Origin of the sequence: Streptomyces sp. NPDC005533, assembly GCF_042871845.1 — a bacterium.
GTDB lineage: Bacteria > Actinomycetota > Actinomycetes > Streptomycetales > Streptomycetaceae > Streptomyces.
This window is the reverse complement of sequence record NZ_JBIAJH010000065.1, coordinates 1-21463: the sequence shown is the minus strand read 5'-3', so window position 1 is coordinate 21463 and position 21463 is coordinate 1. Positions and strand designations below refer to the sequence as shown.

Below are 21463 nucleotides of genomic sequence, written 5' to 3'. Positions count from 1 at the left end.
CCTGCTACCCAGTGCTTGCGCACCATCCAGCTAAGCCGCACAAACTCAGCCCCGCCGGCGTTTGAGGCGCGGGGTCCGGGGCGGAGCCCCGATCTTTGAGCCGCACCCTCCAGCCCCGGGGCACACGGTCCGGGCGGGGCCCGGCAAGGGTCGGGGCGGGGTCACGGAGACGGGCTAGCCGGCCAGTTCGCGGGACAGGGCGGACAGTTCGGCGCGCCAGGCGCGGGGGATCCGGGCCCCGGCCACGGCTTCGTCCGCGCGGACCACGAGCGCCGCGATCGTCTCCTCGGCCCGGTCCCGCGCCTGCCCGTCGAAGAACACGTCGCGCAGGAACTGGGCGTCACCGTCGAAGCCCGGGCCGCCGCTCAGGAATCCGCGGATCCGCCAGGCCGCGTGCACGGCCCGGCCGTATTCCTCGTAGGCCTCGGCCAGGTCCTCGCGCCCCGCGAGCCCGGCGCCGATCAGCAGCGCGTGCCGCAGTCCGTACCAGCCCGCCCCGCACCCGCTGCCGCAGCCCTCCAGGCACTGCCCCGGCCAGGCGTCGTCGAGGTACTCGGTCGCCGCGGCGGCCTCCATGTGCGCGCCGATGGCCCGCTCGGCGCGCAGGTCGTCCCACAACCGGCGCACCTCGTGCGGCAGTCCGACCGCCAGCCGGTCCCCGTACGCGAGGGCCAGGTCGCCCGCGAGGACGGCGGTGCCCTCCCCGAACCGGCGCGGTTCGCCCCGCCAGCCGTTGCGCTCGTGCTCGGCGGCATGGCTGATGTGCAGGGTCGGGATGCCCCGGCGCAACGGCGCGTTGTCCCGTACGTCGGCCCGGATCACCAGGCAGGTGTCGAGCAGTTCGAGCGCGGCGGCCGCGGTCACCGCCTCCTGCCCCTGCGGATCGCCGCCGGCGGCGAGGTACCCGGTGAGGCAGATCGCGGGCCGGGCCCGTTCCCCGCCGGCCTGGACGAGCTCGGCCACGCCCATCACCAGGACGGCGCTGCGCGGGTCGGACGTGCGCCGGGTGCGGTGCTCCTCGGCGAACAGTCCGGCGAGTCGTTGCTCGACCCGTTCGATCATGGCGTCACGCACCTGTCCGGGCGACGCGGTGCGCCACGGCTGGTCGTGTGTCGGTGTGGTCATGGTGCCCTCCCTGCGGGCTACGTCCTCATGACCGACTTTCCCGTACACGGGCCGCGGAAGCCACCGAAGAGCGCGCACAGGCAGGTTCCGGGGTGCGCGGCGGGGTCGGGAGCCCCTGGTGTCTGCCACGCCGGGGCGGCGAGGGATTGGCTTGCCATCACCTTGTCATACCGGAACCCCGCCGCCTCGGACGAGCTCCGCGGCGCCCGGCTGGAGGTCGGCCGGGAGGGCCTGACGGCCGGGGATGTCCAGCTTGCGGTAGACCCGGGTCAGGTGCTGTTCCACCGTGCTCACGGTGATGAAGAGCTTCTTCGCGATCTCCCGGTTCGTGTGGCCGTGCACCGCGAGCAGGGCCACCCGCCGTTCCGACTCGCTCAGGCTCGCCACCAGTCCGGCGTCCGGCGCCTCGGCCGTCTCCTGCGCCTCGTCGTCCTCACCGGTGTGGCCGGGCAGGATCCTCGCGCACAGCGTCTCGGCCCCGCTCGCCTTGGCCAGGTGCCAGGCCCTGCGTTCGACCATGGCGGCCCGGGCGTGTTCGCCGACCTCGCGCAGCACCTGGCCGAAATCACCCATGGCGCGCGCCAGTTCGTACTGGTCCCCGGAGCGCTGCAGTTCTTCGACGGCCCGGGCGAGCATCGCCTGCCGCTCCCGCGGTTCGCGCAGGGACGCGCGCAGCCGCAGCGACGTGCCGCGCACCCAGGGGTCGGCGGCGTCCCGCGTGGTGAGCTGGTCGGCGAGGAACCGCTCGGCCTGGTGGGTCTCGCCGAGCCGGAGCAGTGCCTCCGCGGCGTCCGTGCGCCAGGGCAGGACCCGGGGCCGGTCCAGGCCCCACCGCTTCATGTGGCGGCCGATGTCCAGGAAGTCGCCGAGGGCTGCGTGGAACCGGCTCGTCGCCAGCGCGTACTGGCCCCGGGCGCGCAGGTGGCCCAGTACGTGGACGCTGCCCGCCAGTTCGGCGGGGACGGCCCGGCTGAGGGCGGCGGCCGCGTCCTCGTGCCGGCCCATGGCGATGCGGGCCCGGGCCAGTGTTCCCGCCACCGCGCTCAGCAGGATGCTGCCGCGCCGGCCCGGCGCCGAGCTCAGGACCTCCTCGGCGGTGGCCGCGGCGCCCGTCAGGTCGCCGGCGCGCAGTCGCGCCTCGGCGAGCAGAGCGGCGAACACGGCCCGCCAGCCGCCGGCTCCGCGCCGTGTCGCCTGTCGGACGAACTCCTCGCACCACGGCAGCGCGCGGGCCGGGCCGTCGAGGTACAGCAGGGTGCGCAGGGCCTGCGCCACCGGTTCCACGGTGCCCTCGGCGAGGGTGGCGCCGCGCAGGAACAGTTCGGCGGCGCGGACGGCCGTGCCCTCCTCCGCCTCCCCCGGCAGGGTCCACGGGGCGGCCGGGTGGACGGCGGTGCGGGCGGGACGGGCCGCCGGGTGCGGGCCGCCCTCGGCGTTCCCGCGGTGGGCGGAGGCGGCCCACTGGGGGAACGCCGAGAGGCCGTCCAGCGGGTCCTCGCCCGGGGCGCCGGCGCGGCGCCCGTCGGCGGGCGCGAGGCGTTCCAGTACGTCGACCGCCGCGTCGATGCGGCCCTGGGCGGCCAGCGCCCGGGCGAGCGCACCGAGCGCGCGCGGGTCGAGCCGGCCCCCGGCCACGGCGGCCAGCGGGGCCGCGAGGTGGTGTTCGGCGGCGGCCGGGTCGGTGCGTGCGGCGACGGTGCTGAGCCGGACGCTCACCTCGGCGCGCAGCGTGTCGTCCGGGCAGGCCTCGTGGGCGAGCCGCAGGAGGGCCTGGGCCCGTTCGGGGTCCCCGTCCGCGACGTGCTGGTCGGCGGCGGAGCGCAGGACGGGCAGCGCCCACTCCTCACGGGTGTGCCGCGCGGCGAGGAGGTGTGCGGCGGCCGTGGTGTCGGGGGCGCCCGACGCGCGGGCCAGCAGGGCGGCTTCGCGGTGCAGGGCCGTCCGGGCGGCGGGGTCCATCCGGTCGAGTACGGCGGCCCGCGCGGCCGGGTGGCGGAACCCGCCCTCGGGGGCGAGCAGGCCCGCGGCCTCCAGCGCCGCGAGCGCCCGGGCCGCGGTGGCCTCGGCGGCCCCCGTCAGCCGCGCGAGGTGGGCGGGGGTCGCCAGGTCGTCGAGTACGGCGATCGGCTCGGCCAGGTCGGCCGTGGCGGGACCGCTGTGGTGCAGGCAGGCGAGGACGGCCTCGGCGTAGCAGTCGCCGGGCAGGGCCCGCGGGTCCTGGAGCAGGGCCCGCAGCAGCAGCGGGTTTCCGCCGCTGGCCTCGTACAGCCGGCCGGCCTCCGCCTCGGTCCGGTCGGCCAGCATCGCGCGGACGGCGTCGGGGGCGAGCCGCTGCAGGCGCAGCCTCGCGAAGTGGGGCAGCCGGATCAGTTCGGTGCGCGGCAGCGGGTCGTCGCCGTGTTCGTGCGCGGACTCGCCGAGCACGAGCAGGACCGCGGCCTGCCGGGTCCCGCGCGCCAGGTGCAGCAGGTAGCGGCGGGACAGCTCGTCGACGTGGTGCAGGTCGTCGACGCAGACGACCACCGGGGCGGCGAGGCTCAGTTCGCGGACGGCGTGGGCGAAGGCCCGCATGGACTCGACGCGTTCCGCTTCGTCGGGCGAGGTCGGCGGTGGCGGGAGCGCACCGGCCGGGGCGTCGGCGGTCAGCTGGCGCAGGACGCCCAGCGGATGGCCCTGTTCTGCCGGGGTGCCGATGGCGCGCAAAACGGTTCCGCCGCGGCTCTCCGCCTGCCCGGCGGCCGTTTCGAGGAATTCGCTTTTTCCACAGCCGACCGCACCCTCGACGAGCAGGACTCCGGAATTGCCTGCCGCGCAGCCGGAAAGCAGCGCATCTAAGAGGGCAATTTCCTCGGCGCGCCGGAACAAAAGCATAAGAGTCCCCCCGTGCCCCTGTTCCGCGTATTCGACAGGAAGGCGCGAGCACGGAAAGGGACTGTTCGAGCGTGGAGCGAGCAGGAATTCACGGTCAGTCTAGGCGGGGACGGCGCGGCCCACACTGTCCGGAAGTTGCCACGCATCAATTCCCGCGGCCGGGGGCGGGGAAGATCCGGCGCGGGATGTCGCGCGGGTGGCCGGGCCGCTGCCACTCCCGCGGATAGCCCACGGACACCTCCTCGAAGCGCACGCCGTCGTACCAGGTGGTGCGCGGGATGTGCAGGTGGCCGTAGACGACGGCGGCGGCCCGGAACCGCGTGTGCCAGTCGGCGGTGAGCTCGGTGCCGCACCACTGGGCGAACTCCGGGTGCCGCAGGATCCGGGTGGGGGTGCGCACGAGCGGGAAGTGGTTGACGAGCACGGTCCGCAGGTCGGGATCGCAGGCGGCCAGGCGCTGCTCGGTGAGGGCGACGCGGGCCCGGCACCACGCCTCCCGGGACGCGTAGGGGTCGGGATGCAGCATGAACTCGTCCGTGCAGACCACCCCCGCCTCGTACGCCTGCTCCAGGGCTTCTTCCCTGGTGGCGGCCGTCGGGGTGCGGAAGCTGTAGTCGTACAGGAGGAAGAGGGGGGCGACGACGAGCGGGCCGCCCGGCCCCACCCAGACGGGGTAGGGATCCTCGGGCGTGTGCACGCCGAAGGAGCGGCAGATCTCGACCAGCCGCCGGTAGCGCGCCTCCCCGCGCAGGGGGTGCGGATCGTCTCGTACGGTCCACAGTTCGTGGTTCCCGGGCGCCCACACCACGGTGGCGTAGCGCCGCGTGAGCAGGTCGAGCACCCATCGGAGATCGTCGAGCGACTCGCTCACGTCGCCGGCCACGATGAGCCAGTCGGCGGGACTGTCGGGATAGAGCTCCTCGACGATCCGGCGGTTCTCCGGGAATCCGACATGGAGGTCGCTGATACCCATGAGGTTTCCGTGCGGCATTCCGTGAGTGTGCACGGTCGGAGGCGGCATGAACACCCCTTCCCTACCCCTCAATTGACGAGAACGAACCCCTGTTCGGGCACATGGCAGGGAGATGACAATGCCCGCCCGGTCACCCGGCAGTGCCCCCGCAGGCACCGGTTGCACGGCCCGGTGGATGGCAGCAGCCTGGGAGAGAACCGGGGTTACTCCGGGTCAGTCCGGTTGACCTGGCACTTCGTTCCTGGTCGGGGCGGGGCGGCGGCGCGAGCGTGGGAGCTGTCAGACCGAAACAGCGACCCGAGGGAATGCCGTGCTCACAAAGCTCCTGCCCGCGAACGTCGCGACCGCCGAAGCCACCACCGACCCTGCCGACGTCTTCCTCTACCCCGAGGAGGAGTCCCTGATCCGCAACGCCGTACCCAAGCGGCGGCTGGAGTTCGGGACCGTCAGGTGGTGCGCCCGTCGCGCCATGGGACAGCTGGGCCTGCCGCCCGCTCCCGTGGTGCCGGGCCGGCGCGGTGTCCCGCAGTGGGCGCCTTCGGTCGTGGGATCCATGACCCACTGCGCCGGTTTCCGGGGGGTGGCCCTCGCCCGCAGCGCGGAGTTCGCCTCCGTGGGGGTCGACGCGGAGCCCAACGCCCCGATGCCGGAGGGAGTCCTCGACTCGATCGCCCTGCCCGACGAGCTGCGTCTCGTGCGGGAGCTGGGGCGGGAGGTGCCCGAGGTGGCGTGGGACCGGTTGCTCTTCAGCATCAAGGAGGCCGTCTACAAGACCTGGTTCCCCCTCACGGGCCAGGAACTCGACTTCACCGACGCCCTGGTGGGCGTGGACCCCGAACAGGAGACCTTCCACGCCCGGCTGTTGCCGGACCCCTCCACACTCTCCCCGGCCGGACCGACCGCGTTCAGCGGCCGCTGGTCGGCGGAGAACGGCGTACTGCTGAGTGCTATAGCGGTGCCGGCTGACCGGCTCGCCGCCGTGGGCGCTCCGGTACGGCGAAGCGCTCCCCGCATCTGCCGTGCGGGGAGCGCTTTCTGAACCGCTAGCCGTGAAGGTCGGTCATCCCCATCGGTCGTCGTCCGGTACGACACCCACCTCCGGGGTGCCCCCATCGAGCGCGACGGCGATCACGGACTCGGCGGACGCATTCGACACGACCGGGCCCGCGGCGACCTGAACCCCCAGCGCTAATACCACACTCGTCACTACAGTCAAGCAAATCGAAGATACCTTAACGGAAATAGTTCTCACGACTTCCCCCAGTCGAAGATCGAGTTCCACTCCACCCGCACCGCCGGACACTTCCGACTCGGTGGCTCCGGGTGATGCGAACAGACTGCTCGATCTCGATCAGCCACGCCAAGGGCGGTACGTTGGCGTAAAGTTACGTGGCAGCAAATACACCAACCAGCGGGGGCTGACATGTTTACAGGGGAGGGCTCGGATTCGGGGTTCGCCGAGCTGGACGACGTCAGTGCCACCGCGTATGGTCTCGCGGTCGAGTGCGGCCGCTTCGTGCGCGATCAGATCGCCGAGCAGCTGTCACTGACGCCCGAAGAGGTCGTACGGGTGGAACGGGTACTGACCGGGGTGCGCCTGTTGCAGTCCATGCCGGGGAACGCCAACGAGCTCACCCCTGTCACACCCGATGTCGCGGCCGCCTCGCTGGTGGGGCCCGCCGAACGGCACATACGCGATCTGCAGCAGGCGGTCACCGACGTCCGGGCCAAGCTGCTGTCCCTGACCCCCCTGTATTTCGAGGGGCGCCGCGTGCGCAACCGGCTGGAGGCCTTCGACGTCATCACCGACGTCTCCCGGATCCAGGCGATGCTCGACCACCTGAGCCAGAACTGCAAGAGCGAGCTGCTCACCGTCCAGCCCGGCGGCGCACGCCCGGCGGATCTGCTGGAGAAGGCCAAGGAGTCGGCCCTGTCCACCCTCTCCCGCGGTGTCCGGATCCGAACGATCTACCAGCACACCGCCCGCAACGACCTGCCCACGCGCTCCTACGTCCGCGAGGTCAGCGAACAGGGCGCGGAGATCCGCACCGCGGACGAAGTCATCGACCGACTGATCATCTACGACCGGGAGGTCGTCTTCCTGCCGGAACGCGCCCACGGCGACAGCGCGCCCGGGGCGGCCATCGTCCGCGAGCCCACGCTCGTGGCGTTCCTGTGCTCCGTCTTCGAGTACCTGTGGGACGGCGCGTCCCCCTATGTCGTCGACTCCCAACGCTCCCCGGCCTCCTCGGACGAGCTCAAGTGGTCGATCATCCGGCTGATGACCAAGGGGTACAAGGACGAGATGGTCGCGCGCCGGCTCGGCATGTCCGTGCGGACCTGCCGCCGCCACATCGCCGAGATCACCGAGGAGCTGGAGGCCACCAGCCGCTTCCAGGCGGGCTACAACGCCGCCCGGCAGGAGATGCTCTCCGGGGGGTCGGTCCCCTCCCTGTCGTGATCCCGGCGACATGGTCTCAGAGGCGCCCGCCTTCGCCGTACGGCGCCGCGCCGTGCGCCCGCTCCTCGTGCGCCCGCTCCTCGTGCGCCGTCTCGTCGAGCGCCTCCGTGATCGCGTCCACGCAGTCCTGGTCGAGCATCGTGGTGACGTGGGCGTCCTGGAGCCGGCCGAAGCCCGCGTCGTACACCGCCGCACTGACGACGTAGCCGTCGGCGACCGGGAACGTACGGAAGATCCACTCGTCCCCGGTCCCCGCGGTCCCGTCCGGCCGCTGGACCCGCACCGCCCGGCCGTCCGGGCCGAACCCGAACTCCGTGAACCGGAACTGCATGCCCTGGCCGATGGCCTTGCTGTAGGCCTCCTTGAGGGTCCACAGCCGCACGAGCGCGTCGTTGCGCTCCGCCTCCGGCATCCCGGACAGCAGCACCGACTCGTACGGCGTGCAGATGTGCCGGCCCAGCCCGCCGGCGTGCATCTCGCGGTCGGCCCGTTCCGCGTCCACCCCGATGAGACCGGTGGTCGTCAGCCCGACGAGCAGCAGGTCCTCGGTGTGGCTGAGGCTGATGTCGATCTGGTCGCAGCCGCGCAGGTACGGGCGCCCGGTCGGCCCGTAGGCCAGTTCCAGGTCCGCGGGATCGCTGTCGAGCACCGCGCTCGCCGCGTGCTTCAGGAGCATCCGGGAGGCGGTGTAGCGGCCGCGGACGTCGGCGTGGGTCAGGTCGAGGTAGCGCGTCCAGTCCCGGCCGAGCAGCTCGCGCAGCCCGTCGCCGGACGGCACGCGCGGCTCCAGGTCCCTCAGCCAGGCGTAGACCAGCGCCGTCCCGTGCGTGGCGAGGTCCTCCCGTACCCGGTCCCACGAGTCGCCTCCCGGCACCACGGCGACGGGCTCGCCGAGCGGGGGGCCGAGCGAGGGGCTGCCCGGGGCAGTCATCCGTACTCCTTCACGAGGGTGTGGATCTCCCGGAGGCGGTGCGCCTCCAGCAGTCGGTAAACCGGTACCCGGTGGCCTGACTCCTCCAGGAGGGCCACCAGGCGAAGCAGGTTCAGTGAGTCCCAACCCGGCAGGTCCACCAGTGCGGTGTCCGCGCCCTCGGGAATCGCGAGGTCCAGGCCGAGGTCGTCGCGGACCGTCCGCAGGAACTCGTCGAGGCTATCGATGCCCATCGGTCCCCCTTCCCCCCGGGGCTTCGGTGATGCGCACGTGCGCGGGTACTTCCGGTACCCGCCCCAGGTCGTGGTGGAACCTCACCGCCGCGTCCGCCGGCCCGCCGGTCCCCGCCCGCGTGAAGCCGCAGGACGGGTAGAAGTCGCGGGCGCGGTGGTTGCGCGCGGTGGGGACGTACCGGGCGGTCACCCCGGACAGTCCGAGCGCGCGGGCCCGCTCCAACACCAGTGCGAGGCAGGCCTGTTCGACGCCGCGCGCGAGGACCCGGCAGCTGAGCCACATGTTGTCCAGGTGCAGCACCCCCGCGGTGACGGTCCCGAGCACCGCTCCGACCAGGCCGTTGTCGCCGAACCGGTCCGCGCTGCGGGCGGCCAGCAGCCACCGTGCCGGATCGGCGGCCAGGGCCGCCAGCTCGGCCTCCGGGTGGCCCCCGCCGGCCAGGTTGAACTGGTTCGTGCGCAGGGTCAGCTGGGACATCCGGGCGAACTCGTGGGGGCGGGGCGGGCCGAGCCCGACCCGGACCTCCAGCGCCCGCAGGAACTCCTCGTGCGAGCCCGCACCCGCGTGCAGCGCCCGGCGTTCGCGCTGCCGGTGGTACTCGCCGGTCCGGGCGCGGTCCTCGTCGGTCAGCCGCGGGGTGTCGAACCAGCCGTCGGCGAGCAGCCGGGTCACGTGCAGCGCGGGTTCCTCGTCGAGCGCCACGACGGCCACGTCGGGCGCCCCGTGCCGGACCCGGGCGCGCTCGGCCGGCGAGTCGTCGGCGAAGACGAGGGCGTCCGTGCCGAGGTCCAGTGCCCGGGCGATGTCGGTCAGATTGACGTCCTTGGGCTCCCAGTTGGCGTTGATCCGTACGAAGTCGCCCTCGCGCAGCACCAGATCGGGGTGGGTGCTCAGCGTCCGCAGGACGAGACCCTCGTCGTTCTTGCTGCTGACCGCGAGGAGCACGCCTTGGGAGCCGAGCTGTTTGACGCACCTCTGGAAGGCGCCGAAGGCCTCCCCGCGCAGGGTGCCGGCCGCGGCGACGCCCTCGGGGCCCTCCTCGCCGAGCACCCCGTCCCACAGCGTGTCGTCGAGGTCGAGCACCAGGCACTTGCGGACCCGCCCGGCGAGCGCGCGGGCCAGGTGCCCCACCTCGCGGGCGTAGGCGGCGAGGAGCTCCGCACCGAGCCGGACCTTGGCGTGTCCGGCCAGCCGCGGGTCGGTGACCGGGCCGCCCTCGCCGATCAGCGGGTCCAGGTCGATCACCACGAGCCGGCCGTCGGGACCGGACGCGGTGAGCCGCAGCAGCCGGGCGTTGAACTCCCGCCACACCGCGCCCAGGAGGGCCCGGGAGCGGTGGTCGATCAGCTGGTGGCTGCGCTCGCGCGGCAGCGGGACCGTGTTGAGCACCAGGGTCCCGGGGGCCGCTTCGGCCAGCGCGGCGCACCGGCCCAGCGCCTCCTCGGCCGCGCGTTCCACGTCCTCGGGCCGCCACACCGCGGGGACCTGCGCGAAGACGGTCTCGGCGTCGAGCAGGCACAGGGTGAGGTCCGGGCGGGCCGTGCGCAGTTCGCCGCCGGGGTCGGTCAGGTCGCGCAGGTACGTGCCGTGCTCCCCGAGCACCGTCTTCAGCAGCAGGCCGTGGCGGGCCAGTTCGCCCCGGAGGGGGTCGATGACGTGGCCGACGGTGGACTGGCCGGTGACCGCCACCGTCACGACGGGGGTGCTCGGGTGGTGGGCCAGCACGGCGTCGGCGTCGAGTCCGCCGAGCAGCCGGCCGGCCGCCGCCGCGGACACCGGCCCTCCCCCGGTCGTCCCGGAGCGCGCCCCGCGGCCGCCCGGGCCGCTCTCCTGCGCGAGCAGCCCGGGCACCTCGTCGTACGCCTTCTCCAGCAGGCCCTGCCCGCGCAGTTCGCGCAGCCGGTCCAGTCCCGTCGTCATCGGCGGCTCACACCTTCTCCAGGGCGAAGCCGGCCCGGATCCACCGGCTGGACTCCACGCACAGGGCCAGTGCCCGGTCCCCGACCGCGAACTGCGGGAGCAGTCGCTCCAGTTGCAGGAAGGGCAGGGCGTTGCCCGTGTTGCCGGTCTCGGACACGCAGGACACCTCCCGGGCGGGGCCGGCCGGCAGCCGCTCGACGATGCGCGCGGTCATCCGCTCGGAGAGCTGGGGCGGCAGCAGGAAGCCGACGTCGTCGAGGCTCCATCCGAGCCCCCCGAGCAGCTCCCAGAGGATCTCCACGGAGATCTTCGGCACCTGCTCCTCGATCGCCTTGTAGTCCTCGGCCAGCATCCGCCGCTCCGAGTCGCGGTCGGTGGTCCCGTACCAGTCCAGCACCTGGCCGGGCGGACGGCCCTGCCCGGTGAAGGAGTTCAGCACCGCCCGTACGGCGACCCGCTCGCCCTCGGGCTCGTCCGTGAGGACGGCGGCTCCGGCCCCGTCCCCGAAGAGGACGTAGTTGACCAGTTCCTCGGTGGGCATCCGGGCGGTGTCCCGCCGGGGCGACAGGAACCGGTGCGTGACGTCCCCGCCGAGGATCAGGCCGGCCCTGCGGCCGCCGAGGATCAGGGTGCGGCCCAGGTCGAGGGCCTGGACGGCGCCGGAGCAGCCCGCCTGGACCTGGTAGACCGGCAGGTGGTCGAGGCCCAGGCGGTCGGCGACCTCGCTCGCGGTGGTCGGCAGGAGCAGATCGGGGGTCGCGGTCGCGAGCACCACGAACTCGATGTCGGCGGGGCCCGTTCCCGCTGCGCTCATGGCCCGGGCGCCGGCTTCGGCGCACAGGTCGGCGAGCGAGCCGCGGACCTCTCCGGTGACCGGGTCCCAGCCGAAGTGCCGGGTCCGGGTGCCGACGAAGATGTCGATCCACTCCTCGCTCACGCCCAGCAGGGCGCCGAGGGCGGTGTTGTCCACCGGGTCGCCGGGCAGTGCCGTACCGGTCGCGGCGAGGTAGACCGTGCCGCGGTCCGCCGCGTCCGCCCCGTTCGTCGCGTGCGTCGCCCGTGTCATGCCGACCTCGCCAGGAGCATGTCGTCGAGGAAGGCGGCCAGCGAGCCGACCGAGCGCAGCGCGGGCAGCATCTCCTGCACGGAGACCTCGCCGACCCGTGGCAGCCTGGCCTCCACCTGGTTCTTGAGCTGCATGATCATCACCGAGTCGAATCCGAGATCCTCGTGGAAGCGGGCCTCGCGCACGACGCGTTCCGGCGGGTAGCCGCCGACCTCGGTGACGGCCTGGACGACCGCGAGGAGCACCGGATCGTCGGCCTGGGCGCCGGTGCCGGGCCCGGCAGGCGCGGCGAGCGGCGCGACGGCGACGGGCGGGGCGGCGACGGGCCCGGCCGGGTGGGACGGGGACGGGGGCTGGGGCTGGGGCCGGGCGGTGTGCACGAACGCCTGCCGGTCCCAGTGGCGCTGCGCCGACGAGAAGACGTACGGGCTCAGCGCTTCGACGACCCGGTGCCCCGGTTCGTACAGCTCCTCCCAGAGCGGGTCCAGCCCGCCCCGGTACAGGGCGGCGACGGTCGCCGCCAGTTCCCTCCCCGTGGCCCCGGCGCCCGGGGCGGGGTGCAGGAGCTCCGCCGCCGCCGCGCGACCGCCGCGGGCGGCGATCTGCAGGAGCGTGCCGCGCGGGCCGATCTCGATCAGGTGGGTGGGGGCGACGTCGGCGACGAGCGCGCCGAGCGCGGCGTCCATGAGCACCGGCTCCTCGATCTGGTCGGCCCAGTAGCCGGCGTCCATGAGCTCGTGGCGCAGCATCCGGCCGTGCCGGGTCGAGGCCACCGGCACGGCGGGTGCCTCGCAGCGCACCGGCTCGGTGCGCAGGCCGGCGGCGGCCGGGGCCATCAGCGGCGAGTGGAAGGCGTGGGAGACGGGCAGCCGCTTGACGCGGACCCCGCGCCCCGCGAGCGCCCGCCCGATCCGTTCCAGTGCCTCCAGCGGTCCGGAGACCACGGTGTCCGCGGGGCCGTTGAGCGCGGCCAGGACCGTGCCCGGCTCCGCCGCCAGCAGGTCGGCGAGTCCTTCGGGGCCGGTGGCGGCGGCGAGCATGCCGCCGCCCGCGGGCAGTTCGCCCATCAGGGCGCCGCGCCGGACCACCAGACGGGCGGCCTCGTCGAGGGAGAGGGCGCCGGCGGTCACGGCGGCGGCGTACTCGCCGAGGCTGTGGCCGAGGACGGCCGCCGGGGTGATCCCGAGCGAGGTGAGGGTACGGGCCAGCGCGCAGCCGACGGCGAACAGCGCGGGCTGGGCGAACTCGGGCCGGTGCACCCGTTCGTCGCCGCTGAGGATCAGCTCGCGCACCGACGTGCCGAGGTGCGCCGCGAGCGCCTCGTCGGCCTCGGCGAGGTGGCGCCGGTAGGCCGGGGAGTCGCGGTGGAGGCCCGCCGTCATGCCGGGGAACTCGCTGCCCTGGCCGGTGAAGAGGAAGGCCACGACCGGCCGGCCCCACGGGCGGCCGCCGCCCCCGGCCGCGTCCCGCGGGTCCGCCGCGCGGCGCAGTGCGGCCACGAGCTCGTCGGTGTCGCGCACGGGGACCGCGAACCGGTGCGGCAGGCCGGTCTTGATCCGGTTGCTGCTCCGGCACAGGGCCGCCGCGCCGCCGCGCGGCCGCCGGGCCACGGCTTCGGCCTGCGCGGCGAGATTGCGGCGCAGCGCCTCGGGGGTGTCGCCGCTGATGGTGAAGACGCCGACGGCGTCGCGCGCGCCGCCCGTACGGGCTCGGGCGGCGAGCGGGATCCGGGGCGCCGAGCCGAGCACGGCGTGGGCGTTCGTACCGCCCATGCCGAAGCTGCTGACGCCGGCGAGGCTCTCCCCGCGCGGCAGCCGCATCGGGGACTTCAGCAGTCGCATGCCGCGTTCCGCGAGCCGCAGCCGAGGGTTCTCGCGGTCGGCGAACAGGCTGGCGGGGACGATCCGGTGGTGCAGGGCCAGCACGGTCTTGATGAGGCCGGCGATGCCGGCCGCGCCCTCGGTGTGGCCCAGATTGCCCTTGACGGAGCCGATGGCGCACGGGGTCTCGCGCGGGACCCCGTGGACCGCGCCGAGCGCCGCGCACTCGATGGCGTCGCCGAGTACGGTCCCGGTGCCGTGCGCCTCCACGAAGGCGACCTGGTCGGGGCTGACGCCGGCGCGCCGGTACGCGGAGTCCAGCACCCTCTGCTGCGACCAGCGGTTGGGGGCGATCACCCCGTTGCTGCGGCCGTCCTGGTTGACGGCGCTGCCGCGCAGGACGGCGTAGATCCGCTGTCCGTCGGCGCGGGCGTCCTCCAGCCGGCGCAGCACCACCAGGCCCACGCCGTCGCTGCGTCCGATCCCGTCGGCGTCGGCGCTGAAGGGCTTGCAGCGCCCGTCGGAGGCGGCCAGGCCCAGCTGGTCGTAGACCATGCCCAGGGAGGGCGAGAGCACGATGTTGACCCCGCCGGCCAGGGCGGTGTCGCACTCCCCGGTCAGCAGGGAGCCCGCGGCGAGGTGGACGGCGACGAGCGAGGACGAGCAGGCGGTGTCGACGGCCAGGCTGGGTCCGGTGAAGTTGAAGTGGTAGGAGATCCGGTTGGCGGCCATGCCGGCGCTGCTGCCGGCGCCCAGCAGCGGGGTGACGCGGGCGAGGTCGCTCATGGTGAGGCGGCCCCATTCGCCGCCCATCACGCCGACGAACACGCCGGTCTCGGTGCCCGCGAGGTCGCCGGGGGCGCGCCCGGAGTCCTCCAGCGCCCGCCAGGCGCAGGGCAGCAGCAGCCGGTGGTGCGGATCCATCGCGGCGGCCTCGCGCGGGGTGACGGAGAAGAAGTCGCTGTCGAAGACATCGGCGTCGTCGATGAAACCGCCGCTGCCGCTGACGGCGGGGAAGTCCCCGGCCTCCCAGCGCTGCGCGGGGACCGGGCCGATGCCGTCCCCGCCGCGCATCAGCAGGTCCCAGTACGCCTGCACGCCCGCCGCCCCGGGGAACGCGCAGTCGATCCCGACGACGGCGATGTCGCCCATCAGTGCCGGTCCCGCGCGTCCGGCGTGCCGGCGGGAAGCACCGTCGACAGGTAGCCGACCAGGCTGGTCACGGTCGGGTGGTCCCAGAGCAGCGTCGGCTCCACCTCCAGGCCGAACTCGTCCTCCAGGTCACCGCACAGGCTGAGCGCCGCCACCGAGTCCATGCCGTACTCGGCGAGCGGCACGCTGGGATCGATCGTCTCGGGTGCGCGCCGCAGGTAGAGCGAGAGCCGGGCGTACAGCCACTCGTGCGGCAGCACGCCGTCGATGGCCGCGGCGGGCCGAGCGGTGGGAACGGTCATCGTGGGACTCCTTCAGTGCGTACGGCGCGTCCGCCGGCCGGCCAGCGGACCGGTCAGCCGGGGATGGGCGTCGAGTAGAGGTCGTAGCTGATCTGGGTGCTGAAGCGGAGCTGGACCTCGTGCCGGATCCGCGTCTCGCACTCCGCGGGCAGATCGGCGACGCGCGTGCCCAGCCGGCGGGCGATGCGGTGGAGTGCGGCGGCGGCCCAGGACGGGTCGGCGAGGAACGGGTCGGGGCCGTAACGGCCCTGGTCCCACAGCCCGAGCACGGCGGCCGCGGCGAGCAGCAGCGCGTACCGGTCCATGAGGGCGAACTTCGCCGGCTGGGCGGTGGCCGCCGCACCGGCCGCGTCCAGTCGCAGCACCCGGGCCCGTACGTCGCGGAACTCCTCGACGAGCTGCCCGGCGAGGGTGCGCAGGGCGCTCTCGACGGGGCCGGTGCCGTCGATGCCGGCGCTGACGGCCAGCATCGTCGCGCTGAGGGAGTCCCGGCCGCACGCGAGGCTGAGCCGATCGGTCCGCAGCGGCGGCAGGTCGCCGCTCAGCCGGAACAGTCCGGCGGGCGCCTCGTCCTCGACGAACCAGGAGGCCCGTGCCAGCCGCGGCATCTGCGGGATGACGGTGGCCTGGCAGGCGACGGTCCCGGCGTGGCCGAGGCTGAGCACCGGTACGTCCCTGACGTGCTTCTGGAAGATGCCGAGGGTGCCCTCGCGGGTGTAGAAGCCGGAGCCGAGCACGATGGACAGGTCGTACATGGTCTCGGTGAGCACGCGGGGCAGCAGGTACTTGAGCGCCGCCGAGTAGACGCTGGTCTCGGCGGGCAGCAGGTGCAGGGCCCGGGTGGCGACGACGGCGAGGGCGTCGTACAGCAGCAGGTTGACGAAGGCGTTGGTGAGCGCCGCGCCGGTGCGGCCGCCGTCACCGCGGCCGCCCGCCTGCCAGCCGCCCGAGCGCTCCCGGTCGAAGCGGACGGCGGTGCGCAGGCTGGTGTCGAGGGCCGCCACGGCGGTCGCGGCGATCACGGTCCGGCTGATCTGGAAGGACCGCAGTGCGGTCGTGATCCCGGTGCCCTCCGGGCCGAGCAGGGCGGACCCGGGCACCGGACAGTCGTCGAACTCCACCCCGGCGAAGCGGCAGCCGCGCAGCCCGACGGGGGTGCGGCGGGCCGTCACCGCGGCCCGTGCGTCCGTCAGCTGTCCGGGTTCCAGGAGGAGCACCGAGTGGCTGCGGCTGCCGGGGGCCGGGTCGGTACGGCAGAACAGCACCAGCGCCCCGGCCCGTTCCAGGTCGTTGACCATGGGCTTGCCGCCGCTGATCAGATAGCCGTCGCCGTGGCGGCGGGCGGTGACCTGGCTGCGCACGTAGTCGTTGCTGTGGGCGGTCTCGTGCTGGGCGATGGCCGCCTTGCCGCCGTCGCGCAGCAGCCCGGCGAGCCAGTGCCGCTGCCGGGAGTTCCCGGCGGTCCAGACGTCGGAGGCCGCCATGAAGGTGGTCATGCCGTGGCCCATGGCCAGGCCCACGTCCCGGCGGAAGACCGGGCGCATGATCCTGACCAGGGTGTCCATGCCGTCGAGCCGCCCGCCGAGGGCGCGCGGGATGTACTCGTCGGTGATGCCGAACCCGTCGAGGAGCGCCTCGCCGGCCGCGAAGGGCACCGCGGCCCGGTCGGCCTCCAGCAGCGCGGTCCAGCCGACCGGGTTGGCCGGGTCCGAGGGGTCGCCGAACAGCTCCTCCAGCTCGGCCACCCGGGCGCGGACGCTGCTCTCGCGCTGCCGGTCCACTGCCTGGTCGCCGAGGAGCGACGTCACCACCGTCTTCCTCCGTCGGCTCCTTCCGGCCGCAGCAGGTCCTCCCCGAACAGCACGTCCTCGGCGCGGGCCAGCGCGTACACGTCCGGGGTCAGCACCTCGTACTCGCCGCGCAGGACCCCGTCGAGGAAGAGCTTGCGCATCAGGGTGCGCTGGACCTTGCCGCTGCTCGTGCGACGTACGGTGCCGGGGCGCACCAGGAGCACGTTGCCGGCCGGGATCTCGAACTCCTTGCCGATCAGGGCCTGCATCCGCTGGGCGACGGTGCGCAGTTCGGCGCTGCCCGCCCCGCGCACCTCCTGGACGAGGACGAGCTGCTCGCCGCCGGCGTCCACGGAGAACGCGGCGCCGGCGCCGAAGGTCAGCGCGGGGCTGACGGTCCGGGCGGCCCATTCGACGTCCTGCGGGTACACGTTGCGGCCGTTGATGATGACGACTTCCTTGAGCCGCCCGGTGACGAACAGTTCGCCCTCTTCGAGCATGCCCAGGTCGCCGGTGCGCAGGAAGTTGCTCTCCTCGCCGTTGAGGCTGGCGAGGAAGGTGTGGGCGGTCTCGGTGGGCCGCCGCCAGTAGCCGCGGGCCACGCCGTAGCCGCGCAGCCAGATCTCGCCGACGGCGCCGGCCGGCAGTTCGCGGTGGGTCAGCGGGTCGACGATGCGGACCTCGACGTCGACGGGGGTGCCGCAGCCGATGAGGGTCTTGACGTTCTGTCCGGATCCGGCGCGGAGCACCTGGTCGCGCTGGAGGGCGGTCCGGTCGAAGTCCCTGCGGACGTGGGGGGTGCCGGGGACCCCGCCGGAGACGACGAGGGTCGCCTCGGCCAGTCCGTAGCAGGGGTAGAGGGCCTCGGGGCGGAATCCGGCCGGGGCGAACCGTTCGGCGAACTCGTCGAGGCTCTCGGGGCGTACGGGTTCGGCGCCGTTGAGGGCGAGGCGCCAGCGGGACAGGTCGAGCGCCGCGATCTGCTCGTCCTTGACGCGGCGCACGCACAGGTCGTAGGAGAAGTTGGGGCCGCCGCCGACGGTGACGCCGTACTCGTCGATGGCCTGGAGCCAGCGCAGCGGGCGCTTGACGAAGGACAGCGGGGTGACCTGGACGCTGTGGCCGCCGAGCCACACGGGGTGCAGGAGGTGGGCGACCAGTCCCATGTCGTGGAAGTAGGGCAGCCAGCTGCCGAAGACGTCCTCGCGGGTGGTCCGGAGGACCTTCTGCAGGGCGGCCTGGTTCGCCAGGAGGTTGCGGTGCGAGACGGTCACGCCGCGCGGTTCGGAGACGGAGCCCGAGGTGTACTGGAGGAACACCAGGTCGTCGGGGCGGGCGCTCACGGGCTGGAAGGCGTCGGCGTCGCCGATGCCGGGCACGTCGCTGACCACGCACAGCGCGTCGGGGCCGGCGTTGCGGGCGAGCCACAGCGCGACCTCGGGGGCGGCGGCCGTCTCGGTGAGGACCACCTTCGCGGCGGTGTCCTTGAGCACGGCGGTGGTGCGGTTGAGCCGCTTGTCGCGGCCGGCCTCGCCCGGCATGGGTACGGGGACCGCGATGGCGCCGGCGTAGAGGCAGCCGGCGAACGCCTTGAGGAACTCGACGGTGGAGGAGTAGACCAGCAGCACCGGCTGCCCGGTCGCCCCGTGTTCGCGCAGGCAGGCTCCGATCCGTCTGCCCTCGCGGTCCAGCTCGCCGTAGGTGAGGTGCTCGGCCTCCACCCCGCTCGCCGTGTCGCGGAGGAAGACGTGTACGTCCTCGTCGGCGAGTTCAGCCGCCCGAACCCGGAGGAGTTCGGTGAAGGTGGCGAAGCGTGACGGTGACATCCGCGGCATCCCCTCGGGTCAGCGGGCCCGTGGAATGGCGGACCTCGATTCCCCCGGATCCTGCGGGCACGTCCTTAAGGGGCGCTTGCGCCCGCCGGCCGCGCGGCCCCCGGCGCCGGCGGCCGCCCGCTCCGCAGACCCGCGGACGGCACCCCTATCCCGGTCAGGGGGGTGATCGGTGTTCTCCGCGCGCCCCCGGCCGCCTTCAATGGCGGGCACTGCCCTGGGCCGCCATCGGCGCGCCCCGACGGCCGAGGAAACGGGTGGAGCATGACAGTTGCCGATGTCGGTGTCCGAGTGGCCGAATTAGGAGCGATCAAGGAGTCCGCCGAGCTGGGCCCGTCCGCGGGTGCCTCCGAGGCGCAGCACGCCCGCGGCAAGCTGACCGTGCGCGAGCGCCTCGACCTGCTCTTCGATCCGGGCACCTTCCGCGAGATCGAGCAGTTGCGCCGGCACCGGGCCACCGGCTTCGGCCTGGAGGACCGCAGACCGCACACCGACGGCGTGGTGACCGGGTGGGGCAAGGTCGGGGGCCGCCGGGTGTTCGTGTACGCGCACGACTTCCGGATCTTCGGCGGCTCGCTCGGCGAGGCCCACGCGCAGAAGATCCACAAGGTGATGGACCTCGCGCTCGCGGCCGGCGCGCCGCTGGTGTCGCTCAGCGACGGCGCGGGGGCCCGGATCCAGGAGGGCGTCACCGCGCTCGCCGGGTACGGCGGCATCTTCCGCCGCAACGTGGCGGCGTCCGGGGTGATTCCGCAGATCAGCGTGATGCTGGGGCCGTGCGCCGGCGGGGCGGCGTACTCCCCCGCGCTGACGGACTACGTGTTCATGGTGCGCGACATCGCGCAGATGTACATCACCGGCCCCGACGTGGTGCAGGCGGTGACGGGCGAGCGGATCAGCCACGACGATCTCGGCGGCGCGCAGGTCCACTCCTCGGTCTCGGGTGCGAGCGCCTTCCTCTACGACACCGAGGAGGAGTGCCTGGAGGAGGTACGGCACCTGCTGTCGCTGCTCCCCTCCAACAACCGTGAGATGCCGCCGGCGGTAGCGGCCGGCGACCCGGCCGACCGCCGGACCGGGGCGCTGTCCGAGCTGGTGCCGGCCGATCCGGCGCGTGCGTACGACATGCGCGCGGTGATCGAGGAGATCATCGACGACGGCGATCTCTTCGAGGTCCACGCCCACTGGGCGACCAACATCATCTGCGGGCTGGCCCGGCTGGACGGCCACGTGGTGGGGATCGTCGCCAACCAGCCCGCCTCGCTCGCGGGGGTGCTGGACATCCACGCCTCGGAGAAGGCCGCCCGGTTCGTGCAGACCTGTGACGCCTTCAGCATTCCGCTGGTGACGCTGGTGGACGTGCCGGGCTTCCTGCCGGGCAGCGGCCAGGAGCACGGCGGTGTCATCCGGCACGGCGCGAAACTGCTGTACGCGTACTGCGCGGCCACGGTGCCCCGGGTGCAGGTGATCCTGCGCAAGGCGTACGGCGGTGCCTACATCGTCATGGACTCCCGCTCGATCGGCGCGGACCTGTCGTTCGCCTGGCCCACGAACGAGATCGCCGTCATGGGCGCCGAGGGCGCGGCGAACGTCGTCTTCCGCCGGGAGATCGCCGCGTCGGACGACCCGGAGGCGGCGCGCGCGCTGCGCGTCAAGCAGTACCGGCAGGAACTCATGCATCCCTACTACGCCGCCGAGCGCGGCCTCGTCGACGACGTCATCGACCCGGCCGCCACCCGGCAGGTGCTGGCGGACGCGCTGGAGGTCCTGCGGGCGAAGCACGTGCCGCTGCCCGAACGCAAGCACGGCAACCCGCCGTTCTGAGCGCGATGAGCGAGCGGGCCGAACCACACGTGAAGATCGTGCGCGGCGCACCGGACGGCACCGAGCTGGCCGCGGTCCTCCTCGCGCTGCTCGCCGTCGCCCGGCGCCCGGGCGACGGCGGCGCCGGGGCCGGGGCCGGGGCCGGAGCCGGCCCCGGGGCCGCGCGGCCGGCCCGGGCCGGCTGGGGTCCCGCCCGCGGCTGGCGCCCGCCGGGCACCTGGACCGACCCGTGAGCCGGACCTGCCGTGACCGCCCGTGAGCCGTTCCCGCCTCCCCCGAAAGGACACCGACCGACGATGACCCGTACCACCCTGCCCGCTTCGACCCTGACGGCGACCAGCGTCTGGCTGCGCCGCTTCCACCCCGCCGAGGACGCCCCCGTACGGCTCTTCTGCTTCCCGCACGCGGGCGGCTCGGCGAGCTACTACTTCCCCGTCTCGCGGGCCCTGTCCCCGGACGCCGACGTGCTGGCCGTGCAGTATCCGGGCCGCCAGGACCGCCGCCACGAGCGGTGCGTCGACGATCTGCACGAGCTCGCGGACCGGGTCTTCGCCGAGCTGCGGCCGTGGTGCGACCGCCCGGTGGCGCTCTTCGGGCACAGCCTCGGCGCGTCCCTCGCCTTCGAGGTGGCGCGGCAGATGGAGGCGGCCGGCGATCCCGCACCGGTGGCGCTGTTCGCCTCGGGGCGCCGGGCCCCCTCGCGTCCGCGCGCGAACCAGTTGGTCCACCTCGCCCCCGACGCCGAACTGCTCGCCAGGATCAAGGGGATGAACGGCACGGACCCGGCGGTCCTGGCCGACGACGACCTGCTGCGCTCGGTGCTCCCGGCGATCCGCGGCGACTACAAGGCCGCCGAGACCTACCGCTACCGCCCCGGCCCCGCCCTGACCTCCCCGATCACGGTTCTCACCGGGGACAGCGACCCCGAGGTGACCGCCGAGGAGGCCGCGGCCTGGGCCGACCACACGGACGGCCCCTTCTCCCTGTACCGCTTCCCCGGCGGCCACTTCTACCTCAACGAGCACGCCGCCGAGGTGATCTCCCTGCTCCGGCGCGAGCTGGCGTAGCCCCCGTTATCTTTTTCGCGGTCCTGCAATGGGGCCGCTGGCCTCCGGGCCCGGTATGACTGTGTCCCCTCTGTCGAACGGATGACCTGGGGGGT

At 73.9% G+C, this 21463-nt stretch carries 16 protein-coding genes; 5 read left to right on the top strand and 11 right to left on the bottom strand.

All coding sequences use genetic code 11. From position 1 onward, the window contains the following. Positions 1–174: 174 nt before the first annotated feature. From ACFYP3_RS34530 to ACFYP3_RS34520, 3 genes are all read right to left on the bottom strand, one after another. Positions 175–1125, bottom strand: a complete 951-nt coding sequence (locus ACFYP3_RS34530) for a polyprenyl synthetase family protein (protein WP_388841574.1) — start codon at positions 1123–1125, stop codon at positions 175–177. A gap of 165 nt (positions 1126–1290) precedes the next feature. Then, positions 1291–3996 (bottom strand): AAA family ATPase, encoded by a 2706-nt coding sequence (locus ACFYP3_RS34525; RefSeq protein ID WP_388841571.1) that lies wholly within the window; start codon positions 3994–3996, stop codon positions 1291–1293. 145 nt (positions 3997–4141) lie between these two features. Then, a complete protein-coding gene (locus tag ACFYP3_RS34520) occupies positions 4142–4969 on the bottom strand; it encodes a metallophosphoesterase family protein (protein ID WP_388841568.1) in 828 nt (275 codons plus the stop codon). A 310-nt stretch (positions 4970–5279) separates the two neighbouring features. On the opposite strand from ACFYP3_RS34520, the gene ACFYP3_RS34515 reads away from it, so the two are divergent. Together ACFYP3_RS34515 and ACFYP3_RS34510 are read left to right on the top strand one after the other, a co-directional pair. After that, the gene (locus ACFYP3_RS34515; RefSeq protein WP_388841565.1) at positions 5280–6008 is read left to right on the top strand and encodes a 4'-phosphopantetheinyl transferase; all 729 of its coding nucleotides are present in this window, start codon (positions 5280–5282) and stop codon (positions 6006–6008) included. 384 nt (positions 6009–6392) lie between these two features. Beyond that, positions 6393–7430, top strand: coding sequence for a LuxR C-terminal-related transcriptional regulator (locus ACFYP3_RS34510; RefSeq protein ID WP_388841562.1), 1038 nt, complete (start codon positions 6393–6395; stop codon positions 7428–7430). A 16-nt stretch (positions 7431–7446) separates the two neighbouring features. On the opposite strand, the gene ACFYP3_RS34505 is transcribed toward ACFYP3_RS34510, so the two are convergent. The 8 genes from ACFYP3_RS34505 to ACFYP3_RS34470 are packed head-to-tail and all read right to left on the bottom strand — an operon-like array spanning position 7447 to position 18471. Continuing rightward, positions 7447–8361 (bottom strand): 4'-phosphopantetheinyl transferase family protein, encoded by a 915-nt coding sequence (locus ACFYP3_RS34505; protein ID WP_388841559.1) that lies wholly within the window; start codon positions 8359–8361, stop codon positions 7447–7449. After that, complete coding sequence (locus ACFYP3_RS34500; RefSeq protein ID WP_388841556.1) at positions 8358–8594, bottom strand: phosphopantetheine-binding protein; 237 nt, start codon at positions 8592–8594, stop codon at positions 8358–8360. Before ACFYP3_RS34500 ends, ACFYP3_RS34505 begins: the two co-directional genes overlap by 4 nt. Next, a complete protein-coding gene (locus ACFYP3_RS34495; RefSeq protein ID WP_388841554.1) occupies positions 8581–10515 on the bottom strand; it encodes an HAD-IIIC family phosphatase in 1935 nt (644 codons plus the stop codon). Before ACFYP3_RS34495 ends, ACFYP3_RS34500 begins: the two co-directional genes overlap by 14 nt. Before the next feature lie 7 nt (positions 10516–10522). After that, positions 10523–11581: a 3-oxoacyl-ACP synthase III family protein gene (locus ACFYP3_RS34490; protein WP_388841551.1), complete on the bottom strand. Its 1059-nt coding sequence runs from the start codon at positions 11579–11581 to the stop codon at positions 10523–10525. Further along, entirely contained in the window at positions 11578–14553 is a 2976-nt protein-coding gene (locus tag ACFYP3_RS34485; protein ID WP_388841548.1) for a type I polyketide synthase, read from the bottom strand. Before ACFYP3_RS34485 ends, ACFYP3_RS34490 begins: the two co-directional genes overlap by 4 nt. Then, positions 14553–14855 carry an acyl carrier protein gene (locus ACFYP3_RS34480; protein WP_388841545.1) on the bottom strand — a complete coding sequence of 101 codons (303 nt, stop codon included), beginning with the start codon at positions 14853–14855 and terminating at the stop codon, positions 14553–14555. Before ACFYP3_RS34480 ends, ACFYP3_RS34485 begins: the two co-directional genes overlap by 1 nt. Before the next feature lie 53 nt (positions 14856–14908). Further along, positions 14909–16666, bottom strand: a complete 1758-nt coding sequence (locus tag ACFYP3_RS34475; protein ID WP_388841542.1) for an acyl-CoA dehydrogenase — start codon at positions 16664–16666, stop codon at positions 14909–14911. Next, a complete protein-coding gene (locus ACFYP3_RS34470) occupies positions 16660–18471 on the bottom strand; it encodes a fatty acyl-AMP ligase (protein WP_388841539.1) in 1812 nt (603 codons plus the stop codon). Before ACFYP3_RS34470 ends, ACFYP3_RS34475 begins: the two co-directional genes overlap by 7 nt. 270 nt (positions 18472–18741) lie before the next feature. Between ACFYP3_RS34470 and ACFYP3_RS34465 the strand changes: the two genes are divergently transcribed. The 3 genes from ACFYP3_RS34465 to ACFYP3_RS34455 all read left to right on the top strand — a co-directional run bounded on the left by ACFYP3_RS34465 (position 18742) and on the right by ACFYP3_RS34455 (position 21368). Next, positions 18742–20301 carry an acyl-CoA carboxylase subunit beta gene (locus tag ACFYP3_RS34465; RefSeq protein ID WP_388841536.1) on the top strand — a complete coding sequence of 520 codons (1560 nt, stop codon included), beginning with the start codon at positions 18742–18744 and terminating at the stop codon, positions 20299–20301. A gap of 5 nt (positions 20302–20306) precedes the next feature. Further along, positions 20307–20534: a hypothetical protein gene (locus tag ACFYP3_RS34460; RefSeq protein WP_388841534.1), complete on the top strand. Its 228-nt coding sequence runs from the start codon at positions 20307–20309 to the stop codon at positions 20532–20534. A gap of 63 nt (positions 20535–20597) precedes the next feature. Continuing rightward, positions 20598–21368, top strand: coding sequence for a thioesterase II family protein (locus tag ACFYP3_RS34455; RefSeq protein WP_388841531.1), 771 nt, complete (start codon positions 20598–20600; stop codon positions 21366–21368). Positions 21369–21463 lie beyond the last annotated feature (95 nt).